Below are 12,315 nucleotides of genomic sequence, written 5' to 3' on the forward strand. Positions count from 1 at the left end.
CACCCCATGCGTTTGCGTCCGACGGCCCTGGCCGTCCTGACGGCTGCGCTGTGCTTTTCCGCACAGGCGCAGCCGCCCGTTGCTGCACCCCCGCCGCCCGGTTCGCCGCCCGGCGCGCAGGCCGGCACCCATGCCGAAGCCGGCGCCGCCGCGAGCGGCGGTTCGAAGCGCGCCGATTTAAAGCGTTCCGATTCCAAGCGCGCCGATTCCAAGCGCATTGATTCGACGCGGTCCGCTTCGGCCCGCATCGATTCGTCGCGCACCGCCTCGTTCTTCAGCCTCGACGACGCCTTCGGCCGGATCCAGGACAGCCACCCGGACCTGCGCCTGTTCGGCAACCAGCGCAGCGTGCTCGAAGCCGAGCGCGACATCGCCGCGCAGAAACCCGCCTACGTCGCCGGCGCGGCGATCGACAACGCGCTCGGCACCGGCGCGCTCAGCGGCACCAAGGCGGCTGAAGTCACCTTGAGCCTGGCCTCGGTGTTCGAACGCGGCGGCAAGCTCGACGCGCGCCGCGCGTTCGCCCAGAGCCGCATCGACGCGCTCGCGGTGGACCGCGAAGGCCGCCGCCTCGACCTGCTGGCCGAAGCCGCGCGCCGTTATCTGGCGGTGGTCGCCGAACAGCGCCGGATCGATCTGGCCGAGTTCGACATCGCCCAGCGCAAGCGCGCGGTGGCCGCCGCGCGCGTGCGCCTGGAAGCCGGCGCCTCGCCCGAGTCGGGCCTGTTGACCGCGCAGGCGCAGCTGGCCCGCGCCGAGCTCGACCGCAGCCGCGCCGAGCGCGGCCTGCTGGCCGCGCGCCAGTTCCTCGCCGCGCTGTGGGGCGAACGCGATCCGGGCTTCGCCGCCGTCGCCGGCGATCCGTACGCGCTGCCGCCGATCCAGGACGCGAGCGCGCTAGCGAACCTGCTGGAACGCAATCCGGAACTGACCCGCTTCGTCGACCAGCGCCGCATCGCCGAGTCGCGCGTGCGGCTGGCGCAAAGCCAGCAGCAGGCCGACATCGGTTGGCAGGTCGGCTTGCGCCGGCAGCAGGAGAACGGCGATTTCGGCTTCGTCGCCAGCGTGTCGATGCCGCTCGGCGCGGCCGCGCGCGCGCAGCCCGCAATCCGCGGCGCGCAAGCCGAACTGGCGATGCTCGAAACCGAGCGCGAGGCCAAAGGCTTGTCGCTGTATTCCACCCTGGTCGAAGCGCAAGGCCGCTACCGCCTCGGCGCGCTCGAAGCCGAGCGCCTGAAGCAGGACGTGCTGCCGCGCCTGGAACGCGCCGAAAAAGCCGCCGAGTACGCCTACCGCGCCGGCGCGATCAGTTATCTGGAACTGGCCCTGTTGCAGGCCGAAAGCGTCGCGGTGCGGCGCCAACGCCTGGACGCCGCGCTGGACGCGCAACTGGCGCTGATCGAAATCCAGCGTCTGACCGGCGAGCCCTTTCTCGCCGCACCCAATGCCCCCGCAGGAGCCACGCCATGAAGCCCGAACTGTTGATCGCCGCGGGCCTGCTGGCCCTGAGCCTGAGCGCCTGCGGCGGCGCGTCCGACAAGAACAAGGCCGCCCCGGCCGCAGCCGCGCAGGGCAAGGACGATCACGCCGACGAAGGCCATGCCGACGAAGGCAAGAGCGGCCACGCGCACAAGGAAGCCGCCGGCGCAGCCGGCCACGGCGAAAATGCCGGCGAAGAAAAGCCCGAAGCCACCACGATCCCGAACGAGATCGCGCGCCGCTCCGGCATCGTCGCCGCCGCGGTCGGCGCCGGCACCATCGCCGACGAGCACGACGTACAAGGCCTGATCACCCCGCTGGAAGGCCGCGTGGCGCGCATCACCGCGCGCTATCCCGGCCCGGTGCGTTCGCTGCGCGCCAACATCGGCGACCAAGTCAAGGCCGGACAGGCCCTGGCCACCATCGACAGCAACCTCAGCCTCACCACGTATTCGATTTCCACGCCGATCTCCGGCGTGGTGCTGGCGCGCAACGCCTCGGTCGGCGAAGTCGCGGTCGAAGGCACCGCGCTGTTCGAGATCGCCGACCTGTCGACGCTGTGGGTCGACCTGCACGTGTTCGGCGCCGACGCCTCGCACCTGCGCCCGGGCCTGCCGGTGACGGTGATGCGCATGGGCGAGGACAAGGGCGTGGACACCGTCATCGACCGGATCCTGCCCGGCACCGCCACCGCCAGCCAGAGCACGGTCGCGCGCGCTTCGATCAAGAACCCCGACGGCCTGTGGCGTCCCGGCTCGGCCGTGCACGCGCGGGTGACGGTGGAACAGCAGCCGGTGCCGCTGGCGGTGCCGCTGACCGCGTTGCAGCGCATGGACGACGGCGATGTGGTGTTCGTGCGCGACGGCGAGCGCTACAGCGCGCGTGCGGTCAAGCTCGGCCGCCGCGACGCGCAGCGCGCCGAAGTGCTGTCCGGGCTCAAGGCCGGCGAGCAGGTCGTGGTCGAGCAGAGCTTCCTGATCAAGGCGGACATCGAAAAGTCGGGGGCCTCGCATGAACACTGAACCCCTGCCGCAAGACCAGGCCGGGGTGCTGGAACGCATCATCGGCTTCGCCATCCGCCACCGCTGGCTGATGCTGGCGCTGACCGTGGCGCTGATCGGCGTGGGCGTGTGGAGCTTCACCAAGCTGCCGATCGACGCCACCCCCGACATCACCAACGTGCAGGTGCAGATCAACACCCAGGCGCCCGGCTATTCGCCGCTGGAGGCCGAACAGCGGGTCACCTTTCCGATCGAGACCGCATTGGCGGGCCTGCCGAAACTCGACTACACGCGCTCGCTTTCGCGTTATGGGCTGTCGCAGGTCACCGTGGTGTTCAAGGACGGCACCGACCTGTACTTCGCCCGGCAGCAAGTCGCCGAACGCCTGCAACAGGTGAAGTCGCAGATTCCCGCGGGGCTGGAACCGGAACTCGGACCGACCGCGACGGGCCTGGGCGAGATCTTCATGTACACGGTCGACGCCGACCCGAAGGCGCGCAAGCCCGACGGCCAAGCCTACACCGCGACCGACCTGCGCACGCTGCAGGACTGGGTGATCCGCCCGCAGCTGCGCAACACGCCCGGCGTCACCGAGGTCAACACCATCGGCGGCTTCGCCCGGCAGATCCACATCACCCCCGATCCGGCGCGGCTGATGGCGCTTAACCTGAGCCAGCGCGACATCGTCGCCGCGCTGTCGGCCAACAACCAGAACGTCGGCGCCGGTTACATCGAGCGCAACGGCGAGCAGTTCCTGGTGCGGGTGCCGGGGCAGATCGTCGACATCGAGCAGATCGGCGACATCGTGCTCGACCGCCGCGACGGCGTACCGATCCGCATCCGCGACGTCGCCACGGTCGGCGAAGGCCCGGAACTGCGCAACGGCGCGGCCACCCAGAACGGCCACGAAGTCGTGCTCGGCACGGTGTTCATGCTGGTCGGTTCCAACAGCCGCGACGTGTCGCTGGCATCGGCCGAGAAGCTCAAGGCCGCCAACGCCAGCCTGCCCAAGGGCGTCAGCGCGAGCCCGGTCTACGACCGCACCTCGCTGGTCGACCGCACCATCGCGACCGTGTCGAAGAACCTGGTCGAAGGCGCGCTGCTAGTGGTGGTGGTGCTGTTCCTGCTGCTCGGCAACTTCCGCGCCGCGTTGATCACCGCGCTGGTGATTCCGCTGGCGATGTTGTTCACCATCACCGGCATGGTCCGCGGCGGCGTCTCCGGCAATCTGATGAGCCTGGGCGCGCTCGACTTCGGCCTGATCGTCGACGGCGCGGTCATCATCATCGAGAACTGCCTGCGCCGCTTCGGCGACGCCCAGCACGCGCTCGGCCGGCAGATGACCCGCGCCGAACGCTACGACCTGACCGCGAAAGCCACCGCCGAGGTGATCCGCCCGAGCCTGTTCGGCCTGGGCATCATCACCGCGGTGTACCTGCCGATCTTCGCGCTCAGCGGCATCGAAGGAAAAATGTTCCACCCGATGGCGATCACCGTGGTGCTGGCGCTGACCGGCGCGATGCTGCTGTCGCTGACTTTCGTGCCGGCGGCGGTCGCGATCTTCCTCGGCGGCAAGGTCGACGAGAAGGAGAACAAGGCGATGGCCTGGCTCAAGCGCCGCTACGAGCCGATGCTGGCCTGGGCGCTGCGCAGCCGCACCGTCGTGGTCGCCGGCACCGCCGCGCTGGTGATCGTCAGCGGCCTGATCGCCACGCGCATGGGCACCGAGTTCGTCCCCAGCCTCGACGAAGGCGACGTGGCGGTGCAGGCCATGCGCATCCCCGGGACCAGCCTGACCCAGTCGGTGACGATGCAGAAGCACATGGAACAGGCGTTCCTGGCCATGCCCGAGGTCGAGCGGGTGTTCAGCAAGGTCGGCACCTCGGAAGTCGCCAGCGACCCGATGCCGCCGTCGGTCGCCGACACCTACCTGATCCTCAAACCGCGCAAGCAGTGGCCGAACCCGAAGAAGCCGCGCGACGCGCTGATGGAGGAGATCGAAGCCATTGCCGGCACCCTGCCCGGCAGCAACTTCGAATTCACCCAGCCGATCCAGATGCGCACCAACGAGCTGATCTCCGGCGTGCGCGCCGACGTCGCGGTCAAGGTCTACGGCGACGACCTGCAGCAGTTGCTCAAGGTCGCGCAGCAGATCGAAGCGGTCGCGCGCGCGGTGCCGGGCGCGGCGGACGTCAAGACCGAACAGGTCACCGGCCTGCCGATGCTCAGCATCGAGCCGAATCACCGCGCGCTGGCGGTGTACGGCCTGAACCCGGCGGCGGTGCAGGAAACCGTGGCGACCGCGGTCGGCGGCGAGGTCGCCGGGCAGTTCTTCGAAGGCGACCGCCGCTTCGACCTGGTGGTGCGCCTGCCGGAGAACCTGCGCCAGGATCCGGCCGCGCTGGCCGACCTGCCGATCCCGTTGCCGGCGAGCACCGGCGACCGCGACGAGTCCAGCCGCGACGCGACCTGGAGCGCCGGCGCGCCGCGCACGGTGCCGTTGCGCGAAGTGGCGACGATCAAGTCGGTGCTCGGCCCGAACCAGATCAACCGCGAGAACGGCAAGCGCCGCATCGTGGTGACCGCGAACGTGCGCGATCGCGATCTGGGCGGGTTCGTGACCGACATGCGTTCGCGCATCGACGCCCAGGTCAAGCTGCCGGAAGGCTATTGGATCGGCTACGGCGGCACCTTCGAGCAATTGATCTCGGCCAGCCAGCGTCTGGCGGTGGTGGTGCCGGTGACGCTGGTGTTGATCTTCGCGCTGTTGTTCATGGCGTTCGGATCGGCCAAGGACGCCGCGATCGTATTCAGCGGCGTGCCGCTGGCGCTCACCGGCGGCGTCATCGCGCTGTGGCTGCGCGGGATACCGCTGTCGATCTCCGCCGGCGTCGGTTTCATCGCGCTGTCGGGCGTGGCGGTGCTCAACGGCCTGGTCATGATCGCCTTCATCCGCAAGCTGCGCGAACAAGGCGACCCGCTCGACAACGCCATCGTCGACGGCGCGCTCGGCCGCCTGCGGCCGGTGCTGATGACCGCGCTGGTGGCCTCGCTGGGCTTCATCCCGATGGCGTTCAACGTCGGCGCCGGCTCGGAAGTGCAGCGGCCGCTGGCGACGGTGGTCATCGGCGGCATCGTCTCCTCGACCCTGCTGACCCTGCTGGTGTTGCCGGTGCTGTACCGCTGGCTGCACCGCAACGAGGACCGCGCCGACGACGGCGGCGACGCCCCCGCGGCGCTGCCGCCGGGCGAGCCCGCGCCGGCGCACTGAGGCGACACGCGCGGGCCGTCGCCGACGGCCCGCGCCCGTGGCGCGCCGCTCACAGGCGGCGCGCTTGAATGGGCCGCTGCCGTGCGGCGGCGGCCCGCACTGACGGAGAATCGACATGGGCAGCGGACACGACCACGGCACCACCGCGATCCGCCACGAACGACCGTTGTGGTGGGCGCTGGGACTGACCGGCGGCTTCCTGATCGCCGAAGTCATCGGCGCCTTCGTCACCAACAGCCTCGCGCTGCTGTCGGACGCGGCGCACATGGGCACCGACACAGTCGCGCTGATGATCGCGCTGACCGCGGTCCGGCTCAGCCGCAAACCGCCCGACGCCAAGCGCAGCTTCGGCTACGCGCGCATGGAGGCGCTCGGCGCGATGGCCAACGGCCTGATGCTGTTCGCGGTCGCCGCGTACATCCTTTACGAAGCCGTCGGCCGCTTCAGCCAGCCGCCGGAAATCGCCACCACCGGCATGCTGGTGATCGCCTCGCTGGGCCTGGCGGTGAACCTGATCGCGATGCGGCTGTTGCAGGCCGGCAGCGGCGAAAGCCTCAACATGAAAGGCGCTTACCTGGAGGTGTGGAGCGACATGCTCGGTTCGGTCGCGGTGATCGCCGGCGCGATCGCGATCCGCTTCACCGGCTGGACCTGGATCGACCCGGCGCTGGCGGTGCTGATCGGCCTGTGGGTGCTGCCGCGCACCTGGACCCTGCTGCGCGAGGCCGGCAACGTGTTGATGGAAGGCGTGCCCAAGGGGACCGACCTCAATGCGGTGCGCGCCTTGCTGAGCTCCAGCGCCGGCGTCGCCGGCGTGCACGACCTGCATGTATGGTCGCTGGGGTCGAGCACGCCGGCGCTGACCGCGCATCTGGTGGTGACGCCGGGGACGGACGGGGATGCGTTGCGGCGCGAGCTGACCAAGCTGCTCGACGAGCGTTACGGGATCGAGCATTGCACGTTGCAGATCGAGATCGAGGCCTGCGGCGGCGAAGTCTGCGACGTGCCGCATGCCTGATCTCGCTCCCTGTAGGAGCGGCGCGAGCCGCGACCGCGAAACCTCGCTTGCGTCGTAGGCGCGATGTAGCGGTCGCGGCTCGCGCCGCTCCTACAGGTAGATCGCGGAACTACTCAGCGACTCATCCCTTCGGGCAAGGCCCGCCGGCATCGGCCCAGGTCTTGAACGCTTCGACGAAGCGGTCGTGCGGCACCGGCACCGGCGCGCGCTTACCGCCCGGGGCCCAACCCCACAGCACCAGCTTGTCTTCGCTGACGTGCTTGATCAGCGCGGCGAAATCGCGGCCGCCGTTGCTCTCGCGATCCTTGATCATCGCGCACAGCTGCGGCGCCGGCAGGCCGATCCAGGCCATCTTGTGCTGTGGCGGCGGCAGCTGCCAATGCGGCGCGCCCGGCGGCGCGTCTGGGCCGTAGCTCGCCGACAGATTGGCTTCGCCGTGGCAGGTCGAGCACGGCAGGCCGGCCGCGCCCTTGCCTTCGGGCCCGCGCACCACGCCCTGCGCGTGCGGACGGCCTTCGTCGAACTGCAACGGCTGGTCGCCGGGGATGTGGCAGTTCTGGCAGCGCGGATGCTGGAATACTTTCTGCACGGTGGCGAACGCCGCCACCGCGCGCGCGTCGCCGGCGGCCGGCGCGGGTTTGGAGCCGGCGCCGAACACCGCCAGCAGCGGCGCCAGCGCCAGGGCGATCAGGATCGCGGGAGTTGCGCGCATCGTCGTTCTCCTCAGGCCGGCACGCGCAGCGGCAGCTCGCGCAGCCGCCGCCGGTTCAACGCGAACAGCGCATTGGCGACCGCCGCCGCGACCGGCGCGGTGCCCGGTTCGCCGGCGCCGCCCATCTTCTCGGCGCTCGGCACGATATGCACCTCGATCGTCGGCGCCTCGTCCAGCCGCAGCACGCGGTAATCGTGGAAGTTGGACTGCTGCACGCCGCCGTTCTTGAACGTCAGCTCGCTGTACAGCGCCGCGCCGAGGCCGAAGTTGATGCCCGATTCCATCTGCGCGCGCACGCCGTCGGGATTCACCGCCAGCCCGCAATCGATCGCGCAGACGAAACGGTGCACGCGGATGCGCTGGCCGTTGCCGGTTTTCTCCAGCGACACCTCGGCGACCTGGGCGATGTAGCTGCCGAACGATTCGTGCACGGCGACGCCGCGTGCGCGGCCCGGCGCAAGCTTCTCGCCCCAGCCGGCTTTCTCCGCGGCCAGGTTCAACGCGGCCAGGTGGCGCGGATGCGCGCCGAGCAGCGAACGCCGGTACGCGACCGGATCCTGCCCGGCCGCATGCGCGGCCTCGTCGATCAGGCTCTCCATGATGAAGGCGTTGTAGCTGTGCCCGACCGAGCGCCACCACAGCACCGGCACGCCGGTCTGCGGCTGGTGCACTTCGACGAAGTGGTCCTTGAGGTCCTTGATGTAAGGCGAATCGGCCACGCCTTCGACCGAGGTCGAGTCGACGCCGTTCTTGACCAGGGCTTTCTCGAACGGCGAGCCGATGATGATGGACTGGCCGACCAGCACATGCTTCCACGCCACCGGCCGGCCCTGCGCGTCCAGGCCGATGCGCGCGCGCTGCAGGTACATCGGGCGGTAGTAGCCGCCGCGCACGTCGTCCTCGCGCGACCACACCGTCTTGACCGGCTTGCCCGCGGCCTTGGCCACGTGCACCGCTTCGGTGACGAAGTCCGAACTCGGCGTGGCGCGCCGGCCGAAGCCGCCGCCGAGGAAGGTCGTGTGGATGCGCACCTGCTCGGGCTTGAGGCCGGTGATCTGGGCCGCGGCGATCTGGTCCATGCCCTGGAACTGGGTGCCGGTCCAGATCTCGCACGCGTCGGCGCCGATCTTGACCGTGCAGTTCAGCGGCTCCATCGGCGCGTGGGCGAGATACGGCACGTGGTACTCGGCCTCGATCACCTTCGCCGCGCCTTTCAGCCCCGCGTCCGCATCGCCGGCGCGCGCCGCGACCGCGCCGCCGCCGGCCGCGGCGAGGCGGGCGAATTCGGCGCGCAGCTTGGCGTCGTCCAGGCCCGCCGCGTTCGGGCCCGCGTCCCAGTCGATCTTCAGCGCATCGCGGCCCTGCTTGGCCGCCCAGTAGTGGTCGGCGATCACCGCGACGCCGCTGGGCACCCGGACCACGTCGCGCACGCCGGGCACCTTGCGCGCGGCGCTGTCGTCGAAGGATTTGACCGTTCCGCCGAACACCGGCGCGCGCGCGACCATCGCGGTCAGCAGCCCTTCGAACTGCACGTCCATGCCGAACTTGGCGCGGCCGTCGATCTTCTCCGGCCCGTCCAGGCGCCGGGTCGGCTTGCCGATGATCTTGAAGTCCTTGGCGTCCTTGAGCGTCGGCGGCGTCGTCGGCGGCGGCAGCTTGGCGGCATCGGCGACCAGTTCGCCGTAACGCAGGCGGCGCTGGCCCGCGACCACCGCGCCGTTGTCGGTGCGCAGTTGTTCGACCGGCACGCCCAGGCGCTTCGATGCCGCCGCCAACAGCAGCGCGCGCGCGGTGGCGCCGGCCATGCGGTAGCGCTCGAACTCGCTCCAGGTGCTGGTCGAGCCGCCGGTCATCTGCATGCCGAAGGTGGTGTGCGCATACGCCGGCGCGGCCGGCGCGTGTTCGACCTTGATCTTCGACCAGTCGGCGTCGAGGTCTTCGGCGACCAGCATCGCCAGCCCGGTCCAGATGCCCTGGCCCATTTCCGAATGCGACAGCAGCACGGTGACGGTGTCGTCCTCGCCGATGCGCAGGAACGCGTTCGGCGCGAAGCCCGTCGACGCCGCCGCGGCCGCGGCCGGCGCGGCTTCGGCGAAGCGTTTGGCTCCGGGTACGACGAAGCCGATCACCAGGCCGCCGCCGATCAGCGCGCCGCTTTTGAGGAATCGGCGCCGCGAAGGCGTGTCGAGGGTGTTCACAGCCACCTCCTTGCAAACGCGGTGCGGTCGCGGCGGATGCCGCGGCCGCGGAACGGGGTCAGGCGGTTTCGACGTTGCGCAGCACCGGCAGCGGCAAGGCCCGCGCGGCGTCTTCGGCCGGGCTGGTTGTCTGTGCGGTGGCCGCGCCGCCGGCGATCTGCGCGGCGCGATGGACCGCGGCGCGGATGCGCGGATAGGTGCCGCAACGGCAGATGTTGCCGGACAGCGCCTGATCGATATCGGTGTCGCTGGGCTGCGGGATTTTGCTCAGCAAAGCGGCCGCGGACATGATCTGGCCGGACTGGCAGTAGCCGCACTGGACCACGTCGATCTCGGCCCAGGCGCGCTGCACCGGATGCGGGCCGTCGCGGCCGAGCCCTTCGATGGTGAGGATCTTGCGGCCTTCCACCGTCGCCGCCGGGGTCACGCAGGCGCGGCGCGGGGAACCGTCGATATGCACGGTGCAGGCGCCGCATTGGGCGATGCCGCATCCGAACTTGGTGCCGGTCAGATGCAGCAGGTCGCGCAGCACCCACAACAGCGGCATGTCCGGCGGCGCGTCGACTTCGTGGTCGGCGCCGTTGACGTTGAGCTTCATCGGCATCCCTCGCGGCGGCTGGGGTCGTCGCTGGAGCCTACACCCGGTTTTGCCGGATTCGCCAGCGTCGGCGGGCGCGATTGCGGCAATGCTTGACGCGCGTCGCGGCTGCGCCGGCTTGCCGAAAACTGCGTGTCTGCATGGGTTGTGCCGACATGCGTTCGTCGCAGCATGAAACACATCGCGAAAAAACGCCGCCGCCATCGTCTGCGCGCGTCGCGCCCGCAGCGGCGCCGGCTTGCCTAAAACTGCTGTCGCGTGCGGCTGCGGCCGACACCCACCGCGCCGCCGCGTGCCGCACCGCCGCAGTCGTTCTAGACTCGATCCCACCCCGCTCACGGTCGCCGCCCATGGCCGATTCGCCGGAACCCAGCTCCTTGCCGCGCGCCGCGCCCGGCGGCGTGCGCGCGGTCGTCGAGGCCAGCGCCGCGGCCGCCGCGCGCGGCGATCCGGCGACCCTGGCGCTGGTGCTGGAGACCGAAGGCTCGACCTATGTGCGCGCCGGCGCGCTGGCGCTGTTCGGCGCGCGCGACGGCCAGGTCGGCTGGCTCAGCGGCGGCTGCATCGAACCGGAGATCGAACAGCGCGCGGCCGCGGCCGCCGCCGTGCGCGGCATCGACTGGATGGACATCGACACCCGCAGCGACGAAGACCTGTTCGCCGGTTCCGCGCCCGGCTGCCGCGGCCGCCTGCGGCTGGCGCTGCTGCCGTTGGCGGCGCTGCGCGAATGGCCGGCGCTGGTCGACGAATGGCGCCGCGGCCACGGCGACCTGCGCCTGGAGGTGCAGCCCGGCGGCGCGGTCGTCGCGACGGTCGGCGACGAGCGCCAGCGCTGGACCCTGCCGGCCGCGCCGCTGCCGTGGACCGCCGCCGAACCCTGGCGCGTGGAGATCGCCGCGCCGCCGTCGGTGCTGGTGCTCGGCGCCGGTCCGGAAACCCCGACGCTGCTGCCGCTGCTGCGCACGCTGGGCTGGATGACCACCCTGGTCGAACGCCGCCCGCGCTGGTCCGCGCTCGCCGCGCTGGCCGACCACGCCCTCGCCCGCAGCCCCGCGCAGGCGCTGGCGACCGCGCGCGCGCACGACGCCGCGCTGGTCATGCACCACCATTTCGAACTCGACCGCGAAGCGCTGGAGCACCTCGGCGGCGACGGCGGCGAGGCGATCGGCTACGTCGGCCTGCTCGGCCCGCAGCGGCGGCGCGAAGACCTGTTCCGGGTGCTGCCGGCCGCCGCGCGCGAATCGCTGGCGCCGCGGCTGCATTCGCCGATCGGGCTGGCGCTCGGAGGAGAAGGGCCGGAAGCGATCGCGCTGAGCGTAGTCGCTCAGTTGCAGCGCCACCGCCACGGCGGCGCATGAGCCTGCGCTTCGCCGCCGTGCTGCTCGCCGCCGGCGCCAGCCGCCGCCTCGGCCTGCCCAAGCAATTGCTGCGCCGCGACGGCGAGACCCTGCTGCGCCGCGGCGCGCGGCTGGCGCTGGCCAGCGGCGCGACGCGGGTGCTGGTCGTGCTCGGCGCGCGCGCCGACGCGCTGCGCGGCGAACTCGACGGACTGGCGGTGGAAACGGTGCTCAACCCCGACTGGCAGGACGGCATGGCCGCGAGCCTCGCCGCCGCCGCGCGCGCGCTCGACGGCTTCGACGGCGCGGTGTTGGTGCTGGCCTGCGACCAGCCGGCGCTGGAGCTCGCCCATTTGCAGGCGCTGCGCGACGGCGCCGTCGCCGCGGGCTGCGCCGCGACCGAACACGCCGGCGCGCTCGGCGTGCCGGCGCTGATCGCCCCGGCGCTGTGGCGCGAAGCCACCGGCCTGCGCGGCGACCGCGGCTTCGGCGCGGCCCTGGCGCAGGCGCCGGCCGACGCGGTGTGGCGCCTGCGCGCGCCGGAACTGGAGCTGGACCTGGACACCCCGGGCGATGTCGACGTAGCGATCGCGCGCGGCTGGATCGATCCGGCGGGCTGAGGCGATTCCGCATTCGCTGCGCAAAACCGTCCCTCAGCAAGCGCGACGCTCACCCACCACTCGGCCCGACCGTCCACGCAG

At 71.3% G+C, this 12,315-nt stretch carries 8 protein-coding genes and 1 pseudogene; 6 read left to right on the forward strand and 3 right to left on the reverse strand.

The genetic code is table 11. The features are described 5' to 3' along the window. The first annotated feature begins 6 nt into the window (after positions 1 to 6). From JHW38_RS13305 to JHW38_RS13320, 4 genes and pseudogenes are all read left to right on the forward strand, one after another. Positions 7 to 1,470 (forward strand): TolC family protein, encoded by a 1,464-nt coding sequence (locus JHW38_RS13305; protein ID WP_207521806.1) that lies wholly within the window; start codon positions 7 to 9, stop codon positions 1,468 to 1,470. Further along, positions 1,467 to 2,501: an efflux RND transporter periplasmic adaptor subunit gene (locus JHW38_RS13310; protein WP_207521807.1), complete on the forward strand. Its 1,035-nt coding sequence runs from the start codon at positions 1,467 to 1,469 to the stop codon at positions 2,499 to 2,501. The genes JHW38_RS13305 and JHW38_RS13310 overlap by 4 nt, the downstream gene beginning before the upstream one ends. Positions 2,502 to 2,526: 25 nt before the next feature. Then, entirely contained in the window at positions 2,527 to 5,751 is a 3,225-nt protein-coding gene (locus JHW38_RS13315; RefSeq protein WP_207526362.1) for an efflux RND transporter permease subunit, read from the forward strand. A 115-nt stretch (positions 5,752 to 5,866) separates the two neighbouring features. Next, a pseudogene (locus JHW38_RS13320) lies at positions 5,867 to 6,760 on the forward strand (cation diffusion facilitator family transporter); the annotation flags it as partial. 130 nt (positions 6,761 to 6,890) lie between these two features. Here the strand turns inward: JHW38_RS13320 and JHW38_RS13325 are convergent. The 3 genes from JHW38_RS13325 to JHW38_RS13335 are packed head-to-tail and all read right to left on the reverse strand — an operon-like array spanning position 6,891 to position 10,277. After that, positions 6,891 to 7,481 carry a hypothetical protein gene (locus JHW38_RS13325; RefSeq protein ID WP_207521809.1) on the reverse strand — a complete coding sequence of 197 codons (591 nt, stop codon included), beginning with the start codon at positions 7,479 to 7,481 and terminating at the stop codon, positions 6,891 to 6,893. A gap of 11 nt (positions 7,482 to 7,492) precedes the next feature. Then, positions 7,493 to 9,679, reverse strand: coding sequence for a xanthine dehydrogenase family protein molybdopterin-binding subunit (locus JHW38_RS13330; protein ID WP_242690936.1), 2,187 nt, complete (start codon positions 9,677 to 9,679; stop codon positions 7,493 to 7,495). A gap of 58 nt (positions 9,680 to 9,737) precedes the next feature. Beyond that, on the reverse strand, positions 9,738 to 10,277 hold the full coding sequence (locus JHW38_RS13335) for a (2Fe-2S)-binding protein (protein WP_207521811.1): 540 nt from the start codon (positions 10,275 to 10,277) through the stop codon (positions 9,738 to 9,740). Positions 10,278 to 10,627: 350 nt separating this feature from the next. Here JHW38_RS13335 and JHW38_RS13340 point away from each other — a divergent pair, with 350 nt between their 5' ends. Continuing rightward, complete coding sequence (locus JHW38_RS13340) at positions 10,628 to 11,635, forward strand: XdhC family protein (RefSeq protein WP_207521812.1); 1,008 nt, start codon at positions 10,628 to 10,630, stop codon at positions 11,633 to 11,635. Further along, positions 11,632 to 12,234: a nucleotidyltransferase family protein gene (locus JHW38_RS13345; RefSeq protein WP_207521813.1), complete on the forward strand. Its 603-nt coding sequence runs from the start codon at positions 11,632 to 11,634 to the stop codon at positions 12,232 to 12,234. Before JHW38_RS13340 ends, JHW38_RS13345 begins: the two co-directional genes overlap by 4 nt. The last annotated feature ends 81 nt before the right edge of the window (positions 12,235 to 12,315 follow it).

This window comes from Lysobacter enzymogenes (genome assembly GCF_017355525.1).
GTDB classification, from domain to species: domain Bacteria; phylum Pseudomonadota; class Gammaproteobacteria; order Xanthomonadales; family Xanthomonadaceae; genus Lysobacter; species Lysobacter enzymogenes_C.